We start from the raw sequence: 19,560 nt of genomic DNA on the forward strand, positions 1-19,560 counted from the left end.
CCGCGGGCAGCTCGGCGGGGGGCGGCTCCGGCACCGCGCCGACCGCGTCGGTCAGCACCGCGCCGAGGGCGGCGTAGGCGTCCAGGCGCGGCGGCGACGCCGGATACGCCGTCGCCGTCAGCCGGCGGGCCGCCTCGGCGGCGCTCAGGTCGGGATGGCGCGCGCGGACGAGGGCCGCGGCGCCGGCCACATGCGCCGCCGCCAGGGAGGAGCCGGAGCCGAGGTAGTGGCCGGGCCCCTCGGGTCCGCTGCCGACCACGGCGTCACCGGGGGCCGCGAGGTCCGCCGACACGGCGGTCGGCGCTCCTTTGGGACGGCCGCCCCCGGGGCCGTAGTCCATGACCGCGAGCACGTCGGGCGCCGCGGCGGGCCAGTACCACAGCGGGGCCTTCTCGCCCTCCTTCCCCTCAGGCGCGGTGTCCGGGGCGAACGGGGCGACCACCAGGGCGTCGCGGTCGGTGGCGTACGCCACCGCGGCGGTCAGCTCCTTCTTGCCTGCGGGCAGCGCCCGCGCCACGTAGATCACCTGTGCGCCGGCCTCGGCGGCCTTCCTGATGCCGTCGGCCAGCAGCGTCGGCGAGGTGGCGCCGCGCTCCTCGGCGCCCCGCACCGCGAGGATGCGCGCCGCCGGGGCCACTCCCGCGACGCCCACACCCTCGGCAGGCGCCGCGGCGATCACTCCGGCGGCGAAACTCCCGTGTCCGACGCAGTCGTCCCCGGCATCCCCGGCCGCCTCGACCCGGCCGGACAGGGCCGGTATGGAGGTGCCGACGCCGGTGTCCACGACCGCCACGGTCACGCCCGCACCCCGGGACTGCTGCCATGCGCGCGGCAGGCCGAGGGCGCTCGTCGTCCACGGCTCGCTCTTCGCGGTCTGCCCGGACGCCTCGGCGCACGGCTCGTCGGCGGCCAGTTCCGTGCGCAGAAGAGGGAGTTCCACCGGATCGGAGGCCGCCGAGGCGGGTGCGGCGCCCGCGACGAGCAGGAGGCCGGCGGCCAGCAGGGCGGCAACGGCCGCGCGAGCGGAAGTGGGGTCGCATCGCATGGCGCGCATCCTATGCTGCCCCCGGGAAGCACCCGTTCGGACACCGGTTCGGAACGCCTGGGTGAACTCCTTTGGCCCGCCTGGAAGATGAACCGCACCTCACGTAGCCTGCATCAGGCGCGTCCCGCCGTGCCACAGGGCCGACAGTGGCGCCTGAGCGAGGAGGAACAAGCTTGTCACGGCAGTTGCTCACCGTCTGCCCGGAGCGGCCGGACAGTTTCCGGACCATCGGTGAAGCCCTGGCCCAAGCACGCAGCGGAGCGGTCATACAGGTCCGGCCCGGACGCTACCCGGAGAACCTGACCGTCCGGACGCGGGTGACCATCGTCGCCGACGGCGAGCCCGGCAGCGTGGAGATCTGCCCGCGCCGGGGCAGCGCGATCGTGCTCGCGGCCGACGCGGTCATGCTCACCGACCTCACGCTGCGCGGCGGTTCCGAGGACGTGCCGGTGGTCGACGCGGCACGCGGGCAGGTCGCCATGGACGGCTGCACCGTCTCCGGTTCGGGCTGGACCGCCCTGCTCGCCCGGGAGTCGGGCTCGCTGGCGATGCGGGGCTGCCGGGTCGGCAACCCGGTCGGCGCCGGCATCGTGGACACCACGGACACCGGCAGCGTGATCGCCGACTGCGTGATCGAGAACCTGGGCACCACCGCCGTCGTGATCAGCGACAACGCCCGCACGACCGTGCGCGACTGCCGCATCCGCGACGCCCGCGGCAACGGCGTGCTCACCAACGGCGAGGCGCAGGGAGTCGTCGAGGACTGCGACATCTCCGGCACGGAGAAGCCCGCCGTCGCCCTGGAGGGCAGCAGCAGCACCCGGGTGCAGCGTGTCCGGGTGCACGATGCGGCGGTCGGCGTGTATGTGACCAGCAAGTCGCGCCCGGTGCTGGAGCAGGTGACGGTCACGGACACGGCCGGTCCGGGCATCGTGGTGGCCTCCGGCGCCGATCCCGAGGTTCTGCGCTGCCGTACGTCGCGCACCAAGGGCAACGGGCTGGCCGTCTCCGAGCGGTCCCGCGGCAGCTTCCGGGAGTGCGAGTTCGACACCGCGGGCGGCCCCGCGATCCGTGTGATCGGCTCCAGCACGCCGAACCTGACCGACATCACGGTGCGCGACTGTGCGGACCGGGCGGGCGCCGTGGTGCTGGAGGAGGATTCGGCGGCCGAGTTCGACCGGCTGGAGATATCCGACGCGGCCGGAACCGCGATCCTGATCCGCGGCGGCGGCAGTCCGCTGCTCCGCCGCGCCCGGATCACCGCGCCCGGCGGGCACGGCGTGGAGGTCGTCGACGAGGGCCGCGGCCGACTCGAGCACTGTGCGATCGAGGGCGCCGGGGCGGACGGCATCCGGCTCCTGGGCGGCGGCCGTCCGCAGGTGCGGGACACCGTGGTGAGCGGTGCCGCCGACGCCGGCATCCGGGTCGGCGCGGAGGGCCGCGGAACGATCCGCGACTGCCGTATCCACAGCGCGGGCGCCTCCGGCGTCGCCGTGGACAAGGGCGGTGAAGCATCCGTGCTGCGCACCGAGATCGCCGAGGCCGGGGCGCACGGGGTGATGGCCCTGGACGGAGCCCGCCTGTCCCTGAACGCCTGTGTGATCACGGGCAGCGTCGGCGACGGCGTCCGGATCGACAGCGCGGAGCCGGTCACCGTGGCCGGCTGCAGCGTACGCGAGAACCGGGGCGCCGGCCTGAAGCAGATCCGGGCGGGCGACCGGTGCACCGTGGAGGACCTGACCAGTACGGGCAACGGGGCCCCCGACGTGTGGGGGGCCGACGTCGCCGACGCCAAGGCGAAGGGCGAGGGCGGCCAGGGCGGCGCCGCGAAGGCGGCCGCGGCCGGACCGCTGGAGGAACTGGAGTCGCTGACCGGCCTGGCCGACGTCAAACACCAGGTCCGCACCCTGGTCAACCTCAACCAGCTGGCGCAGCGCCGTGCCCGGCTCGGCATGCCGGTCCCTCCGATGAGCCGCCACCTGGTCTTCTCCGGCCCGCCCGGCACCGGCAAGACCACCGTCGCCCGGCTCTACGGCGGGATCCTCACCGAACTGGGCGTACTGCGCTCGGGGCACCTGGTCGAGGTGTCCCGGGCCGACCTGGTCGCCCAGGTCATCGGCGGTACGGCGATCAAGACGACGGAGGCGTTCAACGAGGCTCTCGGCGGAGTGCTGTTCCTCGACGAGGCGTACACGCTGCTGTCCGACGGCAAGGGCGGCGGAGCCGACTTCGGCCGCGAGGCGATCGACACCTTGCTGAAGCTGATGGAGGACCATCGCGACGAGGTGGTGGTGATCGCCGCCGGCTACACCGACGAGATGACCGAGTTCCTCGGCTCCAACCCGGGCCTGGCCTCGCGTTTCACCCGCACCATCGAGTTCGCCAACTACTCTGTGGAGGAACTCGTCACCATCACCGAGCGGATGTGCGCGGCCCATCACTACCAGCTGGACCCGCGCACTCTGGACGCCCTCGCCGGGCACTACGGCCGGATGGAGCGGGGCGCCACGTTCGGCAACGGCCGCGAAGCGCGCCGGGTCTTCGAGGAGATGGTGGACCGGCAGGCTTTCCGGCTCGGCTCGATGGCGGACCCGGCCGAGGCCGATCTGTCGCTGCTGCTCCCCGAGGACGTCGGCACCGGCCCGGACACCGCCGGCCAGGACGCGGCCAGCTCCGAGGAGCTGCTCGCCCGGCTGGAGGCCATGGTCGGTCTCGGAGCCGTCAAGCGTGAGGTGACGGATCTGGTCAACCTGCTGGCCACGACCCGGCAGCGGCGCGCGGCCGGCCTGCCCACGCCGCACATCAGCCAGCACCTGATCTTCTCCGGCCCGCCCGGCACCGGCAAGACCACCGTCGCGCGCCTGTACTCCGAACTGCTGCGCTCCCTCGGGGTGCTGCCCAAGGGCCAGCTCGTGGAGGTGGCCCGGGCCGACCTCGTCGGGCGGTACGTCGGACACACCGCGCAGCTCACCAAGGAGGTCTTCGAACGCGCCCTGGGCGGTGTGCTGTTCATCGACGAGGCCTACACCCTCACCCCCGAGGGGGCGACCTCCGACTTCGGCCGGGAAGCGGTGGAGACGCTGCTGAAGCTGATGGAGGACCACCGGGACGAGATCGTCGTCATCGCGGCCGGCTACACCGACGAGATGCGCCGGTTCCTGGACTCCAACCCCGGCCTGACGTCCCGGTTCACCCGCACCGTGGAGTTCGAGAACTACACCACCGAGGAACTCGTCGGCATCATCACGGCGCAGGCCGCGGACTCCGGTTACGACTGCCCGCCGCAGACGGTCGAGGCGCTCGGCCGGTACGTGGCCACGATCCCCCGCGACCGTTCCTTCGGCAACGCCCGGACCGGCCGGCAGCTGGTGGAGACGATGATGACGCGGCAGGCCCGGCGAATCGGCACACTGTCGGCGCCCGGCCTGGACGACCTCCGGCTGCTCCTGCCCGAGGACCTGCCGACGGACAGCACAGCCGGGGCCGGACTACAGCACTGAGCCGGACCGCAACGGGGCCGGCGGGCGGACCGGCCCACCGCGGCAACGCACCGCTCACACATTGCGGCGGAGTGTCTGCGGGCTCAGTTCTGACGGGTGGACGCCGATCGCACGTACGGCATCTCCGGCACCGGCCTGGACTGGGAACTCGACTGGACCGCGCCCTGGGAGCACCTGGTCGAAGAGTTCCGCACCTGGCCCCTGCTGGAAGCCTTCGAAGCCCCCGCCAGCGCACCGTCGAGCAGATCCAGGTCAGCACAGAATCAGCACCGGAGCACGTGGTCCTCGTACGCCGACGGAGGCTGAACCTCCAGGATCGTCGCGGTTCCGCCGGCCACCGAGGTCTCGTACAGCGTGATCCGGTCGCCCGGGGCGAGGTGCCTCCATCGCGCCGCGGTCAGGGGCAGGAGCCGCACCGGAGCCTGGGCGCCGGGCGCGAGTTCACCAGCGAACTCGACCCACAGCCGAGCGATGTCCAGTTCACGCGCTCCGTCGTCCTTCCGGTTGCCGATGTCCCACATCGGCCGTAGCACCCCGGCTCCGTGTATCGGCGTACACCGGAACGTCTCACTTGCCGGGCGAAGCGCGAGATCAGCCCTGATAACACCCACTCGCGCCTCGGTGCCCCGCCACCAGCACCACTCCCGGCTCCGTTCGAGCCCCAGCATCCCGGCCGCCCGCCCCAGCTCCTCCCAGAAGCCCGTCGGCGCGGTCCATCCGTCACCGAGCTCCTGAAGCAGGTCGAGCGCCACTTCCCACTCATCGTGTGCGAGGTAGTCCCAGACATCGGACACGGTGATGTCGTTGTCGGTGGCGACGTCTTCGGGCACCAGCAGAGAGACGGCTTCAAGCATCCGGACGACGTCCAGCTCGTCATCGAGGTCGTCTCCCCCGAGTCCGCCCACCGGGACCGCACGGTCAAGCTCCGCAAGTACGCGGAGGCCGGCATCCCGCACTACTGGTGCCTCGAGGACGAGGACGGCGCACCTGTCGTCCACGTCCACGAACTGGATGAGCCGACCCGCGCGTACGCACCCGCCGGCATCTTCCGAGGCTCGCTCCAGCGCCCGGTACCCTTCCGGATCAACCTCGACCTGGACAACCTCACGCCGCCCCGACGCACCTAAGAGTCGGCACCAGGTCATTGACGGGAATACGGAAGGGGGCGGGCTCTGACGAGCCCACCCCCTTCCAACCTGCCCATTCGGCAAGGTCACTAACGCAAAGCAGTGACACGGCTACACATTGAAGTGAAACTCCACCACAACCGGTCCGACCTGACGTTATGCGGGCGCATCCCAGCACCATCCCAGCACGGGACGCTCGACAAAGCACAAGAAGATCCAGGACGCCAAGATTATGCGCCAAGAACGCAGGCCTCACATAACCTCGGCGCTGTAATAGTTTCTGTACTAGACTGACCTCATGAAGTCACCCCGCCCCGGAGGCACGGAGAACATCTCCGTCTCGATGCCCTCGGAACTCCTCGGCGCTCTGCGCACACGTACCGGCAAGCGCGGGGTGTCCGCGTATGTGACGGCGGCGGTCAGGCATCAGCTCGCCATGGACGGCCTCGCCGAGATCGTGGCCGCCTACGAAGCCGAGCACGAGCCGCTGAGCGAGGCCGAAGTCCAGGCCGCGCAGAGGGAATTGTTCGGTGACGCACCGGCTCCCTACGCGTCGGACGACAGCGCCGCATGAAGGAGCCCGCGGCGAGGTCCCTGGTGCTCGACTCCCAGGCGCTGTCGCTGCTGCTGCGCAACGACCGCCAGATGATCACCCGGATCGCGGCCGCTCGGCGCGTGGGCGTACCCGTTCTCGTATCTGCCCTCACAGTGGTGGAGGCTGTCCACGGGAAAACGGACACCGCCCGGCTGCACTGGGTGCTCTCCCGCCTTCAGGTCCAGGACGTCACCCAGGCGGACAGCCTCACCGCGGTGCAGCTGCTGAGCGACGCCAGTGGCCTGCACGGTCACAAGTACGCCATCGACGCCCTCGTCGCCGCGATGGCGCTCCGCTCCCCGGCACCCGCCCTCGTACTGACCTCGGACCGCGACGACTGGTCGAAACTTTGCGGCGACCGCGTACAGATCAAGGATGTCTGACCTCGGCGTCTACTCAGGTTGAATCCACCTGCTGATCGACTGCCGCTTCGTAGAAGGCATCCGCGAGGGCGACGATGATCGCGTTGATGGCCGGCCCGTCGGTGAAGAAGTAGTCGGCCATCGTGTTGTGGGCGTCCTGGTTGTCTGCGGCGCTGCTAAGACAGGGCGGTCATCGCCACCGAGCCCAAGGGGTCATACCCCACCCCTTCGCCCTCCTTGCTCTACGCCGTCGTGTCCACGATGCGCCGGGGGCCGTCTTTGCTCGGTCCGCATCACCAAGGCGAACGACGTACACACGCGCCGGAAGCTCCCGTGCCCTGTCCGACCGGTATGGCTCATGCACTCCACGTCTACGGCCGCGCCATCCGCCGACGCTGCGCCGACCACCCGCACTCGTAGGCCAGGCACTCCGCCTCGAACGTCACGTCCGTGCCCGGGTGCTGAGTGATCCGGTGCTCTACATAGCGCAGGACAGAGCGGCTCACGACCGCCCCCGGCCGCGTGTCCGGTGCGGGTGGTTGCGGATCTCCACGTCCGCGTCCGTCGCCGCCGACAGGTCGCCCCTGTCGCGCGCCGCCTGGCGCTGCGAGACCAACGCCGCGCACACCCCACAGCCGGGCGCAGGGACAGGCGGAGTCCGGGGCAGAGACAAATGCACCGGGCCGCTCATCGTCGTTCTCGGATTACTCACGCTTGCCGCCTCCCCGACCGAATGTCCCGAGCGAGCAACCGGTTTCATCGGGCGAGTCGGCTGGGCCCACGTTTATTGGCGTTGTCGGGTAAAGATCATGGCCCAGTCGTTCAGGAGCGAACGGCAGTCGTCACCCCACACGGCGTATCCCTCGTACCGTTCGAAGTCCTCCCGGTACACGTTCACGTCCCGGTGGTCCCGGAGCATCAGGGCCCCCGTTCCTGTCTCCACAGTGGCCAGGCAACGGTCATAGACGGTGAACGTGTTGAGGGGGCGCTCTGGAATGTGTCCGCCCAGGGGAATCACACCCAAACGCACGTTCGGGATACGGGACACAGATGCGAGCCGGTCCATCTGCATGGCCATTTCCAGGGGCGGAAGCAGCGGCCACCTGACGGCCTGTTCCGTCAGCAGGAACGTGAACCGTTTCTCCGGATTGACCAGGACGCTTTGCCGCTCCAGCTTCTTCGCGATGGTTTTGGACTGGTCTCCAGGAACGTCAGCGATGCTCGCACGCACGTACTCAGGTGTGGCGAGCAGGCCGGTAATCATGGAGAGCAGGAAGTAGCGGAACTCCGTGGAGACCGCCTCAAGCCTGGCCAGTTCGTTCTGTTTCTTGTCCAGCCCCCTGCGGCGCGAGCTCCAGTGGTCCTGCCACTCGGTGTTCGCGGAGCGGGCGAGGGCGAGGATCTCGGCAGCCAGCGGCCCCTCTGCATCGAGGGCATCAAGGATCAACTCTACGTCGACTATGGCAGGGGTGAGCTTCCCGCTCTCAATATTGCTGATCTTTGTCTGGCTCATATTGCAGCGCTTCGCGAGCCGGACTTGAGTCCATCCGGCCCGCTTGCGCTCGTTCTTCAGGACCGCAGCTAGGCCGTTTCTGATGGCTCTTGGACTGTGTCGCGAAGCCAGATGAGGATCGCAGTGACGGTCAGGGTGCCGTTGAAGACGTAGTCGCGCTTGTCGTAACGGGTGGCCACCGCGCGGAACTGCTTCCACTTGTTCACACACCGCTCGACCGCGTTGCGACGACGGTACTGCGCCTTGTCGAATGCCGGGGGCCGGCCACCGGCTCGTCCCCGGCGCTTGCGATGGCCCGCTGGTCATCGGGCTGAGCGATGGTGGCCTTGATTCCACGCCGCCGCAGGTAGGCGCGGTTGTCGCGGCTGGAGTACGCCTTGTCACCGCGCACCCGGTCCGGCCGGCTGCGCGGGCGGCCCGTGCCGCGGCGCCGGATCCGTAAGCCGTCCAGCACCGGAGCGAACATCGGGCTGTCACCCCGCTGACCGGGCGAGGTCAGCCAGTGCAGCGGGCGGGCCCGGTCATCGGAGAGCAGATGGACCTTGCTGGTCAGCCCGCCCCGCGAGCGCCCCAACGCCTCGCGCCCATCCGCTTCCTCACGTGCCCCGCCCCCTTTTGCGGGTGGTCGGCCGGCGGCTTGCGGCGCGCCCCGGCCGCGTGCTGATGAGCCCGGCAGGACGTCGAGTCGATGTTCACGGCCCACTCCTGCCGGGACACCTGGCGGGCGAGCGCGCCATCGGGGTTGCCGGCGTCCGCCTCGATCTGTAACTCCCCGAGAACGGCCTTCCAGGTGCCGTCGGCCGACCAGCGGCGATGACGCTCGTAGACGGTCTGCCAGGGACCGTACCGCTCCGGCAGGTCGGGCCAGGGCACCCCGGTTCGAGCCCGGAACAGCACCCCGTTGATCACCCTGCGGTGATCCGCCCACTGCCCGCCCGGCTTGCCGTTGCCGGGCAAGAGGGGCTCGATCTTCCGCCACTGCGCATCCGTGAGCTCGTGTCGCCGCACCATACGGGCGTCCTGCCCGACCGACAGCGAGATCCACCCAGCCCACCAAGAGCCATCAGAAACGGCCTAGGTCTGACCTGGATTGACCTAGGGCCTCTGGCTCAAAAGTCAAGGCCCCACGAGCCCTTCCCCGTCAGGAGCGGTGAACGCGTGGGAGACGTCACCTTGGACGACGAACGAGCCGGACGCTGTCCGGTAGACGTTCGGGCAAGTCGTCCTTGCCGCACTCGCCGTTCCCGTTGCCGGTCAGCCGGGTCAGTTCCTCACGAGCCATGGTGAAGCCCCCTGTCCCACGCCCCCTCGTGGGGCGGCATCACGACCGTACGGAGGGGGCCCCGTTGCCGTCCATGCGGTGGCGCGAATATTCGCGTTGTCGCATATCAGATCAGGGTCGAAGAACCCTCTGACGTCATCCCACAGCAGGTCAGCAGCCACTCCCCCATCCTGCCCGGTGCCCCTTCCCCATGCGTACCGGGTTTCCCGTGCCCCTCCGCACGTGCGCCGCTCGTTCTGTCCGGCCTCACGCGGCGCCCCGGAACCCCCAGGTCAAAGCGCATTCAGGCCCGCGCCGAGGGTCAGCACCAAGTCAGCACACGGCCAGGAAACAGGCTGATCCAGCCGGAGAAAACAGAGGGGCCAGACCCTAAGATCTGGCCCCTGAACTGGGGTTTTACTGCCTGGCCAGCACCTCAGCCGATTATGGTGTCAGCCCGTCAGACGTTGAAGCGGAACTCCACCACAAGCCTTCTACCTGCGGAAATGCGGGCGCGTCCCAGCACCATCCCAGCACGGGAACAAGACCCATGAGGCACCAGACGATCACCAGCTACGACAGCCTCAAAAGCCCCGCACTCCTCCAGGATCAGGGGGCCGCCCGCCCTGAGCTACGGCCCCGCCCCTTCAGAGGGTGCGGGTCAGGTGGTTGTCTTCACCGACCACTCGTCGGCGAAGTGTTCCATCTGCTTGATGACAAGTTCAACAGCCTCGAGGGGCCTGGTCCGGCGGAATATTTGTTGATCGCCAGAATTCGGCGGATCTCCGCGCGCGATCTCGGCCAAGACGCTGTTACCCACGCCAGCCACCACACCTCACCCGAGCCAGCTTCCCGGAACGGGCACCCAGGTTCCGCACCCTCAGCTTCACCAGAAGTGTTTCCCCAAGTGCGGAGCGCAAAGATGTATAGCTATCGCTATACTGGAAGCGTGACACGGAACGAGTGGGACATCTTCGTCACCGCCGAGGTCCTGGAGTGGATCGACGGCCTCGATCCCGCGACGCACACCCGCGTGGTACAGGCCCTCGACGCCCTCGCCGAGGGTGGTCCGGGACTGGGACGGCCCCTGGTGGACACCATCTCGGGTTCCGCCATCCAGAACCTCAAGGAACTGCGCCCGGGAACAGTGCGGGTTCTCTTTGCGTTCGATCCGTGGCGGTCGAGCATCCTACTGGTAGCCGGAGACAAGCGCGACCGCTGGAGCGAGTGGTATGACGATGCCATCCCGCTCGCCGAACAGCGCTACACCGCCTACCTGAAGTCCCGCGCCCAAGAGGAGAAGGAGGACACACGATGACCGGATACACCCGCTGGCAGGACATCCGCGCCAAGCATGTCGCCCGAGCTGGCGGCGAGGAAGCCGTAGCCGAGGGCAAGAGGGAACTCCTCGCCGAGGTGCTCGGCCACCGCCTCGCGGAGATCCGCAAGTCCCGCAACCTCACCCAGGATCAGGTGGCCGAACGGATGGGCGTCACTAAGGGCCGCGTATCCCAGATCGAGCAGGGGCACATCTCCGGCCAGGAAGTCCTCACCCGCTACGCCGCCGCCCTCGGCGGTCAACTGCACCAGGCGATCTACTTCGATAACGGCGACATCTCGGCAATCGCCTGACTACTCTCTGCCATCCGGCTCGTTTCGGTGATGACGCGCCCGCCCACGTAACACCAGCGACACCGCGGCGACCTCCACGCCAATCCCCGCTTGATGGCTGCCCGAGTCAGCTGCGCTGTAGGGCCTCGGTCGCAGTCTTTTCTCTCATGCCGACCCTGAACCTGCACGGCCCTCGGCGATGCCGGCGCTCTGCATGTCGCGGTGGCGACCCTCGTCATGTCGCTCCTTGGCACCCATCACTCGGCAACCAATTCTCGGATGCCATCGTGATGCGCAAGGTGCGCCATTGTTGCCCTACAGCGGGATGCACTGCTGGCGTCGTCGCCGAGCCGGACGACCGCACAGAAGCCGGAGCCTCCCCTCACGCAGAGCGCATCCCACCATCTGCTACAACTGCCACGTGGATCTGTCCCTTTCTGCCTCAGAATTCCGGTTGCTGCGCCATCTCGCCTTGGCCGATATGCCGTACTCCGACGAAGAAACAACTCCCGCAGCTGTGCGAGGTCTCGACGACGAGAAGATGCAGGACGATGTCCGATCACTCGCATGGAGAGGGATGGTGGCAGCCGACGGGAGCAACCTTTCCCTCACCCCACTCGGCGCGGCGGCGCACTACGCAGCCGAGGTGGAGCTGCTGTCGGCGCGTCTGGTTGATGTGAGTGCCCTGGCGGACAGACTTGAGCGTCTCGCTCCGTCTCTTGCCCGTGAGATGCACGCCGTGCGCCAAGTAACTGCAGGAGCATGGTCGTTGGAGGAAGCCAGGCGCTACGTCTCGGACAAAGACGGTACAGACGCGGATTGACAGCACACGCTCCACAGCTTGTTCTGTTTACATCAAAGAAGCGTGTTGGGGGCGCCTTCGTCGCCGTTGCCGAGCGTGAGGAGCCGTCGTCGAGGCTTTCGCGTATTCGCGCTGACAGGCAGAACTCCGGCCTTGGTGAGATTTGGCTCGGTGATCAGCGAACCGGCGACAACGCGTTCCAGGAGGGCCTGCTGAGCAGGCTCGAGTTCCACCAGCCGACGCAGCACTGAGAGGAGTTCCATCAGCTCCGCCGACCACTCCGCGGGCCACGACTCGGCATGGATGTCGTCCAGTGGACTGGTCTTCCTGCTGTTGGGCTTGGCCTTGCGGTAGCCGAACCACTTCTTGACGATCTGCATGCCGCCGACGTCGTACGCCCAGACCTCGGGCGGGACGGGTCCGAACTGGCCGGAGCCCAGGTGCAGGGTCTCCGTCATCTCGGCGTACTTGATCTCGGCCGGAAGCTCGTGCCCCACAGCCTGTTGATAGCGGACGCGGCGCGGATCCCCTTGGGGATAACTCACGTCTGCTTTAGGCCGACCGCTCTCGGGGGCGACGTAGCGCTCGCCGTACGTCGACGCCCAGAGCACCTCGGAGCCCAGCCGGACAGCTTCGTCCCACAACTGCGGGTCGCGGGTGAGCGGCAACCGCACACCAGGCGTGAGCAGTTCCTCCGTGAACTGCTTGGTGAACCCGGAGTGCCCCGTCACCGCCGCCACGTAAGCCGCCAAGTCGTGCACTGTTATCCGAGGAATCCCCAGCTCGGTGGCGAGGTGGGAGAGTAGCCCGGGTGGGACATTAGGCGTTCCGTCGGGGTGCAGGATGGGCATGACCTTGCCGCCCCGCCCATTGAAGTGGTGGGTGTCCGGCAGCAGCGCCGTGGCGACGACCGCCGGCCCCGAGTCGATCTCGTGCGAGGACTGCTGGTTGAGGAACAGTTGACTCGGCTGGAGCGACTCCCAAAGTTCTGGGCGCGGACGGTCGATGACTCGATTGTCGGCGATGAGCCACTGTCGGTCGAAGCTGCGCATCCCGGTCCTGATCAGCTCGGGCTCCGCCGCGGTCTCTTGGCCGATCGCCGCAGCATGTCCGGTGTGGCCGGGCAAGGGGTTCATCTTCTTACCCAGCGTACGGTCGGGCGTCTCCTTGAACAGTTCGGATTTCCTGGACTGATCTCTTTCTGAGACCAGGTGAGCCCAGCGCCGCCGGAGAATGTCCTGATCCGGGCCGTTCACCCACGAACGGTTGGCCTTGCTGCCTGGGCTTCCCCAAGGGAGGAGATCGCTCAGTTCGGGATACTCATCCCAACTGGTCTCCGTGGTCGGACGAAACGGCCGTGTCTCTTCGGAGTGCGTATCGTGCCAACCGTCATCGTCAAGACCGATGTCTTTCAACTGACGGTACTTGGCCCCCCGCTTGCCCTCGACCCTGCGGTAGTGGATGCGGGCGGGTCGCTCCAGATCGTGGTCAGTACGCCGTACGAAGATGCAGATCGCTAGCGGCTGTGCCACACCCGGGAAGATCCGGGTGGCAACGTCCGGACGGTGCCCTTCCGGGGAGACGTCGATGATCCAGCCCTCATCGCAAGTGCGCCGAAGGTAGTCCCTCATACCGCGCCCGCCCGGCCCACTGGCGAAACCGGAGGGCGTGATGAAGCAGATTACGCCGTGCTGGTCCTCGTCGTGTGCGTCGAAGACTTTCCACGTCGCCCAGCGCCAGAAGTAGATGTACAGGTTCTTCAGGATGTGTTCGTAGCGCCCGTTGCCCGGCCACTTGAACTCGTTGATCGGCGGCGCACCGCGCCCCGCGGCACCGCTCTCGATCCACCCTCCGCGCCCCTTGGCCTTGTCGTCGTACGGCGGGTTGCCGATGACCACGGTCACCGGTGCGGTGGCCTTCACCTGATTCGCGCGCTTCCGCGATTCCGATATCACCCCGTATGTCGAAGCCAGAGACTCCTCGGCCACATACGGGTTGTCCAGCGTGTCTGTGACGTAGAGCTGCAGACCCTCCCTCGGCTGCGCCGCACGATGACGCTTCAACAAGTCAGAAGTACGCAGCTCAGCCACCGCGAAGGGACCCATCTGCAGTTCGAATCCGACCAAGCGACGTGCGAGGCTGCTGATGGCTTCCGGAACCGCCCCAGGACCGGTGTGCTGCTCGGCCCACTCAGCCACATGCTCGATGATCGCGTGGAGGTAGGTGCCCGTTCCCATGGCCGGATCGACGATGCGCACGTCCTGGCTGGCATAGCCCTGCGGCCGCTCAAGGCGCGTACGCAACACGTCCTCGGTCAGCCGGACCATCTCCTCCACGACCTCGCGTGGCGTGTAGTACGAGCCGCTCTTCTGCCGCAGCTGCTCGTCATAGACCTCAAGGAACGACTCATACAGATGCAGATAGGCATCACGACGGCCCTTGCGGATGGACTCCCAGCGCACTGCGTCGATCACGCGCACGAGCAAGTCCAGCGTCACCTCGAAGCTTTCGGTGACGTTGTCGGTGAGTAGCTGGAGCGCCTTGCCCATCAGGGCATGCCCGGCATCGAGTCGTCGGCCGATCTCGTGCAGCCCGGTGTCCGTCAGACGGAGATCCTCCGTGCGGGCCAGCAGCAGGGCGAAGGTGACTGCCTGCGCGTACCCGTCCGCGAAGGTGGCGTCGTCTGCCGTCGGGAAGAGAAGCTTGCGCCAATCACCCATCAGACCGGTGAACCGAAGATCTCTCGGACGCGCCCCATCGGCTGCCGCGCGCCGTTCGGCCTCCAACTGCTCCAGCACCGCGGCCCGCAGGAGGCGACACAGCGGAGCTATCCGCCGCACCAGCACGGAGACTTGGCGGATTTCTTCGGGATACCAATGGAGGAAAGTCTGCAACAAGGAGTGGAACGCGTCCGGCGAAACAACCTTCAGGGCGACGCCGGCTTGCTCCAGATCACCCTCGAAGGTGACAGGGTCGCCAACCGGCGCTCCATGCCGGAACAGGCGCCATTCGGTGCCGTTCGTGTAGAGCAGGTTCGGCAGGTCGCGCAGGCGCTCCCACTGCTCCTTGTTTCTGCCAGTGAACTTGCTCGGGTCAACGCTCTGCCCGGGCCTCTTGATCTCGACGTATCCGATGATGGCGCCGTGGACCTCGACCGCGTAGTCGGGGCGTACCCCGAGATCCGGGAGCGGCGTCTCGGTGTGCCACAGGACATCCTGCAGGGCGTATTGGGCGCCGGCAGTCTGCAGCAGCTTCTCCAGTGGTGCACGGATGGCGAATTCGGGCCACCCAGGTCCGGCGAGCATCGCCTTGCACGAAGCACCGAAGTCCGACACGGCCCTCGTTAACCACCTACGCTGGGTCTCCACCACGTCGCACGCCCCCCACGGCTTCCGACTTACGATCTAGCTGAGAGTATGTCAGGGAGCCGTCGATCATGAAAGGTGCACGGATCTTCGCGTAGCACCTCCAGCCCTCGATCGGGATCGTCACCCACGTCGCCCTCGAAGACGGCTGCGTTCTTCACGGCCTTGGCCAACAGCCTCACCTTCGGTCGAGATACCCGCCGTCGATCCTCCCCGGGCCACAGCGCCGCGAAGCCGAGGTGCGACTTCAGCAGGTTCATCCAGGGCGCTTGCCACGCATCGACGTCACGCTGGACGGCACCCCAAACGGGCACACCCTCTCCACACCAATGGGCCCCGTCCCAGTGGAATCCCCGCTCAGGGCCCTGGAAGCAGACGAGTCGAGCTGTACGCCGGGTTCAGTCCCAGCACGAGCAGCCCACCCACATCCCAGCACGATCCCAGCACGGTAGGGGTGAGCAGGGGTGATGGCGGGTGACGAGGGGGCAGATTTCCCAGCGCCATCCCAGCACGGGAAAAAGCTAGGGGCCCGACTCCGAAGAATCGAACCCCTTCTGACCTGCATGTTTGCCAGATCGGCGACGTGGCGCTAAGTCACCCGCTACACATTGAAGCGGAACTCGACGACGTCGCCGTCCTGCATCACGTACTCCTTGCCCTCCATGCGCGCCTTGCCGGCCGAGCGGGCATCCGCGACGGAGCCGGTTTCGACCAGGGCTTCGAAGGAGATGACCTCGGCCTTGATGAAGCCCTTCTGGAAGTCCGTGTGGATCACGCCGGCGGCCTCCGGGGCGGTCGCGCCCTTCTTGATGGTCCAGGCGCGGGACTCCTTGGGGCCAGCCGTCAGGTAGGTCTGGAGGCCGAGGGTGGTGAAGCCGACGCGGGCCAGGGTGGCGAGGCCCGGTTCGTCCTGGCCGACGGACTGGAGGAGTTCCAGGGCCTCGTCGTCGTCGAGTTCGGCGAGGTCCGCCTCCAGCTTGGCGTTGAGGAAGATGGCCTCCGCCGGGGCGACCAGGGCGCGCTGTTCGTCCTTGAAGGAGTCGTCGGTCAGCTCCTCCTCGTCGACGTTGAAGACGTAGAGGAAGGGCTTGGTGGTGAGCAGATGCAGATCGTGCAGCAGCTCGGCCTTGTCGCTGCCCTGGACGATGCCCTGGGAGAAGAGGGTCTCGCCGCGCTCCAGGATCTCCTTGGCCGCCTCGACCGCCGCCACCTTGGGGGCGATGTCCTTCTTGATCCGCGACTCCTTCTGGAGGCGGGGCAGGACCTTCTCGATCGTCTGGAGGTCGGCGAGGATCAGCTCGGTGTTGATCGTCTCGATGTCGTTCTTGGGCGAGACCTCGCCGTCGACATGGACGACGTTCTCGTCCTTGAAGGCCCGGATGACCTGGCAGATCGCATCGGACTCGCGGATGTTCGCGAGGAACTTGTTGCCCAGGCCCTCTCCCTCGCTCGCACCGCGCACGATGCCGGCGATGTCCACGAAGTCGACGGTCGCCGGGAGGATGCGCTGCGAGCCGAAGATCTCGGCGAGCGTGGCGAGGCGGGTGTCCGGGACGCCGACGACGCCGACGTTGGGCTCGATCGTGGCGAACGGGTAGTTGGCCGCCAGCACGTCGTTCTTGGTCAGGGCGTTGAACAGGGTCGACTTGCCGACATTCGGCAGACCGACGATTCCGATCGTGAGCGACACGTTGGCGACTTCCTGAAGTGGGGTGGGAGTGAAGGCGGGCCCGGCCCCGAGGGGCCGATCCCCCAGTCTACGGGCGGGCCGGAAGCGGCGGCGACGGGCGTCGCGGACGCAGGGAGAGCCCGGGCCGGTCGAACTGAGGGCCAAGCCTCGTCCAAAGGGGGTGTTTCGTTCCTGATTTGGGCCCTCCGGCGTCCTACGTTGGTTCCGTGGAGCAGCCCAGAACCAGCACACCCCGGCGTCCGAAGCGGCCCGCGCTCGCCGACGGCCCCGTCGTCTACCAGGTGCCGGCCCGGCCCGCCCGCCCGACGCCGCCCGTCGTCCTCGCCTTGCGCAGGCTCCCGAACCCCAGGCTCACCGGGCTCGGCGCCGGGCTCTTCGGCGCTACGTCGATGCTCGCGCTCGGCTTTTTGGACCGGCTGCTGCTCGATGGCTCCGCGGTGCTGTTCGGAGTGCTGTTTCTGCCGGTCAGCGCGCTGATCGCGCTCTGGGTACGGGAGGCCGACCTGGTCACGGCACCCATCTGCGCGCCCATCGCCTTCGCCGTCGGCATCGTCCCGATCTCCGGCGGGACCGGCGGTTTCGGGGGCCAGACCATGGGGGTGGTCACCTCACTGGCCGTCCACGCGGGCTGGCTGTACGGGGGCACCCTGATCGCGGGCCTGATCACCTGCGTACGGAAGGTACGCGCCATGAACCGACGCCCGCGCCGCACCGGCGCGCCCCGGCCCGGCCGTCCGAGCGGCGCCAGGGACCGCCGCGGCTGAGCGGAGCGAAGAGGGCTCTGAGCGGCCAGAGGCAGGAGGGGCCTGAGAGGGGAGGGCCCGTCGGGGCCCGTCAGAAGGCCCGTCGGAGCCCGTCGCCGTCGGGGCCGCGTCAGAAGCCCGTCGGGGGCCCGTCAGGAGGGAAGTCCCCGGTCAGCGTGGGCCCGCCGCCGTCATCGCCGCGCCCACGATGCCCGCGTTGTTCTGCAGCTCTGCCGGGACGATCTCCGCCCTGATGTCCTTGATCAGCGGAAGGAACTTCTCCGCCTTGCGGCTCACCCCGCCGCCGATGATGAACAGCTCGGGCGAGAACAGCATCTCCAGATGCGCCAGATACTTCTGCACCCGGCGCGCCCAGTGGTGCCAGCCCAGGTCGGCGTCCTCCTTCGCCTTCGTGGAGGCGCGCCGCTCCGCCTCGTGTCCGTGGAGCTCCAGATGGCCCAGTTCCGTGTTCGGCACGAGACGGCCGTCGACGAAGAGGGCGCTGCCGATGCCGGTGCCGAGGGTCAGCATCAGCACCGTGCCGTTGCGGCCGCGGCCCGCTCCGAAAGCCATCTCCGCGATGCCCGCCGCGTCCGCGTCGTTCAGGACCGTCACGGGCAGGCCGCCGAGCCGCTCGGCCAGCAGCTTCGCCGCGTCGACGTCGATCCAGCTGTCGTCGACGTTGGCTGCGGTGCGGGTGACGCCGGCCGTGACGACCCCGGGGAAGGTGACTCCCACGGGGCCGGACCAGCCGAAGTGCGTCACCACCTCCGCGACGCGGTCGGCCACGCCGTCGGGCACGGCCGGGTGCGGTGTCAGCACCTTGTGCCGGGGCTGGGCCAGGTCGCCGCGCACCAGGTCCACGGGAGCGCCCTTGATCCCCGACCCGCCGATGTCCACTCCGAAGACGACGTTCATGGACACAACGTTACGGGCCTGCGCCGACGGTCACTCCTCGACGAGCTCTGCCGCCTCGGAACGCAGATCGCGGCGGAGTTCCTTCGGCAGCGAGAAGGTGATCGACTCTTCGGCTGCCTTGACGATCTCCACATCGTCGAAGCCGCGCTGGGACAGCCACTCCAGAACGCCCTCGACCAGCACCTCCGGCACGGATGCTCCAGAGGTCACGCCGACCGTGGCCACGCCTTGCAGCCAGGCCTCGTCGATCTCGTCGGCGAAGTCCACCAGATGCGCGGCGCGCGCGCCCGCGCCGAGCGCGACCTCCACCAGGCGCTTGGAGTTGGAGGAGTTCTGCGAGCCGACCACGATGACCAGGTCGGACTCGACGCCCATCTGCTTGACGGCGATCTGGCGGTTCTGCGTGGCGTAGCAGATGTCGTCGCTGGGCGGTGAGACCAGCAGCGGGAACTTGGTCTTGAGACGGTCCACGGTCTCCATCGTCTCGTCGACCGAAAGGGTGGTCTGGGAGAGCCAGACGACCTTCGACGGGTCGCGGACCTCGACCTGGTCGACGTCGTCCGGACCGTCGACCAGGGTGATGTGCTCCGGGGCCTCGCCGGTGGTGCCGATGACCTCCTCATGGCCCTCGTGGCCGATCAGGAGGATGTCGAAGTCCTCGTTCGCATACCGCACGGCCTCCTTGTGGACCTTCGTCACCAGGGGGCAGGTCGCGTCGATGGTGGCGAGCTTCCGCTCCACCGCCTCTTCGTGGACGGTCGGCGCCACGCCGTGCGCCGAGAACATCACGATCGAGCCCTCGGGCACCTCCGCCGTCGTCTCGACGAAGATCGCGCCCTTCTTCTCCAGGGTCTGGACGACGTACTTGTTGTGGACGATCTCGTGACGGACGTAGATCGGGGCCCCGTACTGCTCCAGGGCCTTCTCGACGGCGATTACGGCACGGTCCACGCCCGCGCAGTAGCCGCGCGGGGCGGCGAGCAGGACGCGACGGGCAGGAGTCGGCGTAGCAGTCATGCGCACCATCG

17 protein-coding genes and 2 pseudogenes are annotated in these 19,560 nt (G+C 68.2%); 9 read left to right on the forward strand and 10 right to left on the reverse strand.

What is annotated here, in order from left to right:
- Positions 1-1,045 (reverse strand): S8 family serine peptidase (locus QCN29_RS27090; protein ID WP_279931436.1); only part of this gene is annotated, 1,045 nt, incomplete at its 3' end.
- 173 nt (positions 1,046-1,218) lie between these two features.
- Here QCN29_RS27090 and QCN29_RS27095 point away from each other — a divergent pair.
- Complete coding sequence (locus tag QCN29_RS27095; RefSeq protein WP_279931437.1) at positions 1,219-4,545, forward strand: right-handed parallel beta-helix repeat-containing protein; 3,327 nt, start codon at positions 1,219-1,221, stop codon at positions 4,543-4,545.
- 96 nt (positions 4,546-4,641) lie between these two features.
- The gene (locus tag QCN29_RS27100; RefSeq protein ID WP_279931438.1) at positions 4,642-4,851 is read left to right on the forward strand and encodes a hypothetical protein; all 210 of its coding nucleotides are present in this window, start codon (positions 4,642-4,644) and stop codon (positions 4,849-4,851) included.
- Here the strand turns inward: QCN29_RS27100 and QCN29_RS27105 are convergent.
- Positions 4,809-5,399: a hypothetical protein gene (locus QCN29_RS27105; protein WP_318036745.1), complete on the reverse strand. Its 591-nt coding sequence runs from the start codon at positions 5,397-5,399 to the stop codon at positions 4,809-4,811. The genes QCN29_RS27100 and QCN29_RS27105 overlap by 43 nt on opposite strands.
- Between QCN29_RS27105 and QCN29_RS27110 the strand changes: the two are divergent.
- The 3 genes and pseudogenes from QCN29_RS27110 to QCN29_RS27120 all read left to right on the forward strand — a co-directional run.
- Positions 5,400-5,672, forward strand: a pseudogene (locus tag QCN29_RS27110) (Uma2 family endonuclease); the annotation flags it as partial.
- 298 nt (positions 5,673-5,970) lie between these two features.
- Positions 5,971-6,246, forward strand: coding sequence for a hypothetical protein (locus QCN29_RS27115; RefSeq protein ID WP_279931439.1), 276 nt, complete (start codon positions 5,971-5,973; stop codon positions 6,244-6,246).
- Positions 6,243-6,650 carry a type II toxin-antitoxin system VapC family toxin gene (locus QCN29_RS27120; RefSeq protein ID WP_279931440.1) on the forward strand — a complete coding sequence of 136 codons (408 nt, stop codon included), beginning with the start codon at positions 6,243-6,245 and terminating at the stop codon, positions 6,648-6,650. The genes QCN29_RS27115 and QCN29_RS27120 overlap by 4 nt, the downstream gene beginning before the upstream one ends.
- 350 nt (positions 6,651-7,000) lie before the next feature.
- On the opposite strand, the gene QCN29_RS27125 is transcribed toward QCN29_RS27120, so the two are convergent.
- From QCN29_RS27125 to QCN29_RS27140, 4 genes and pseudogenes are all read right to left on the reverse strand, one after another.
- Complete coding sequence (locus QCN29_RS27125; RefSeq protein WP_279931441.1) at positions 7,001-7,135, reverse strand: hypothetical protein; 135 nt, start codon at positions 7,133-7,135, stop codon at positions 7,001-7,003.
- Between the two features lie 278 nt (positions 7,136-7,413).
- Positions 7,414-8,202: a helix-turn-helix domain-containing protein gene (locus QCN29_RS27130; protein ID WP_279931483.1), complete on the reverse strand. Its 789-nt coding sequence runs from the start codon at positions 8,200-8,202 to the stop codon at positions 7,414-7,416.
- A gap of 8 nt (positions 8,203-8,210) precedes the next feature.
- A pseudogene (locus QCN29_RS27135) lies at positions 8,211-9,150 on the reverse strand (IS5 family transposase).
- Positions 9,151-10,064: 914 nt separating this feature from the next.
- Positions 10,065-10,223 carry a hypothetical protein gene (locus QCN29_RS27140; protein ID WP_279931442.1) on the reverse strand — a complete coding sequence of 53 codons (159 nt, stop codon included), beginning with the start codon at positions 10,221-10,223 and terminating at the stop codon, positions 10,065-10,067.
- Between the two features lie 129 nt (positions 10,224-10,352).
- Here QCN29_RS27140 and QCN29_RS27145 point away from each other — a divergent pair, with 129 nt between their 5' ends.
- From QCN29_RS27145 to QCN29_RS27155, 3 genes are all read left to right on the forward strand, one after another.
- A complete protein-coding gene (locus QCN29_RS27145) occupies positions 10,353-10,721 on the forward strand; it encodes a type II toxin-antitoxin system RelE/ParE family toxin (RefSeq protein WP_279931443.1) in 369 nt (122 codons plus the stop codon).
- Positions 10,718-11,035 carry a helix-turn-helix domain-containing protein gene (locus QCN29_RS27150; protein ID WP_279931444.1) on the forward strand — a complete coding sequence of 106 codons (318 nt, stop codon included), beginning with the start codon at positions 10,718-10,720 and terminating at the stop codon, positions 11,033-11,035. The genes QCN29_RS27145 and QCN29_RS27150 overlap by 4 nt, the downstream gene beginning before the upstream one ends.
- Before the next feature lie 400 nt (positions 11,036-11,435).
- On the forward strand, positions 11,436-11,837 hold the full coding sequence (locus QCN29_RS27155) for a hypothetical protein (RefSeq protein WP_279931445.1): 402 nt from the start codon (positions 11,436-11,438) through the stop codon (positions 11,835-11,837).
- A 32-nt stretch (positions 11,838-11,869) separates the two neighbouring features.
- Here QCN29_RS27155 and QCN29_RS27160 read toward each other — a convergent pair whose 3' ends face one another.
- Both QCN29_RS27160 and ychF read right to left on the reverse strand, forming a co-directional pair.
- Entirely contained in the window at positions 11,870-15,151 is a 3,282-nt protein-coding gene (locus tag QCN29_RS27160) for a type ISP restriction/modification enzyme (RefSeq protein ID WP_279931446.1), read from the reverse strand.
- 631 nt (positions 15,152-15,782) lie between these two features.
- Complete coding sequence (ychF, locus tag QCN29_RS27165; RefSeq protein ID WP_279931447.1) at positions 15,783-16,871, reverse strand: redox-regulated ATPase YchF; 1,089 nt, start codon at positions 16,869-16,871, stop codon at positions 15,783-15,785.
- 206 nt (positions 16,872-17,077) lie between these two features.
- Here ychF and QCN29_RS27170 point away from each other — a divergent pair, with 206 nt between their 5' ends.
- The gene (locus QCN29_RS27170; protein WP_279931448.1) at positions 17,078-17,635 is read left to right on the forward strand and encodes a DUF6542 domain-containing protein; all 558 of its coding nucleotides are present in this window, start codon (positions 17,078-17,080) and stop codon (positions 17,633-17,635) included.
- A 150-nt stretch (positions 17,636-17,785) separates the two neighbouring features.
- Here the strand turns inward: QCN29_RS27170 and ppgK are convergent, their stop codons facing one another.
- Together ppgK and QCN29_RS27180 are read right to left on the reverse strand one after the other, a co-directional pair.
- A complete protein-coding gene (ppgK, locus tag QCN29_RS27175) occupies positions 17,786-18,532 on the reverse strand; it encodes a polyphosphate--glucose phosphotransferase (RefSeq protein ID WP_279931449.1) in 747 nt (248 codons plus the stop codon).
- Between the two features lie 30 nt (positions 18,533-18,562).
- Positions 18,563-19,549, reverse strand: coding sequence for a 4-hydroxy-3-methylbut-2-enyl diphosphate reductase (locus QCN29_RS27180; RefSeq protein ID WP_279931450.1), 987 nt, complete (start codon positions 19,547-19,549; stop codon positions 18,563-18,565).
- Positions 19,550-19,560 lie beyond the last annotated feature (11 nt).

The organism is Streptomyces chengmaiensis, from assembly GCF_029846775.1.
GTDB classification, from domain to species: Bacteria; Actinomycetota; Actinomycetes; order Streptomycetales; family Streptomycetaceae; genus Streptomyces; species Streptomyces chengmaiensis.

What these genes read in the sequence shown, in the direction of transcription:
- QCN29_RS27180 (WP_279931450.1), bottom strand. Translation starts at nt 19,549, where the DNA reads ATGACTGCTACGCCGACTCCTGCCCGTCGCGTCCTGCTCGCCGCCCCG.
- QCN29_RS27120 (WP_279931440.1), top strand. Translation starts at nt 6,243, where the DNA reads ATGAAGGAGCCCGCGGCGAGGTCCCTGGTGCTCGACTCCCAGGCGCTG.
- QCN29_RS27105 (WP_318036745.1), bottom strand. Translation starts at nt 5,399, where the DNA reads ATGCTTGAAGCCGTCTCTCTGCTGGTGCCCGAAGACGTCGCCACCGAC.
- QCN29_RS27150 (WP_279931444.1), top strand. Translation starts at nt 10,718, where the DNA reads ATGACCGGATACACCCGCTGGCAGGACATCCGCGCCAAGCATGTCGCC.
- ppgK (WP_279931449.1), bottom strand. Translation starts at nt 18,532, where the DNA reads ATGAACGTCGTCTTCGGAGTGGACATCGGCGGGTCGGGGATCAAGGGC.
- QCN29_RS27115 (WP_279931439.1), top strand. Translation starts at nt 5,971, where the DNA reads ATGAAGTCACCCCGCCCCGGAGGCACGGAGAACATCTCCGTCTCGATG.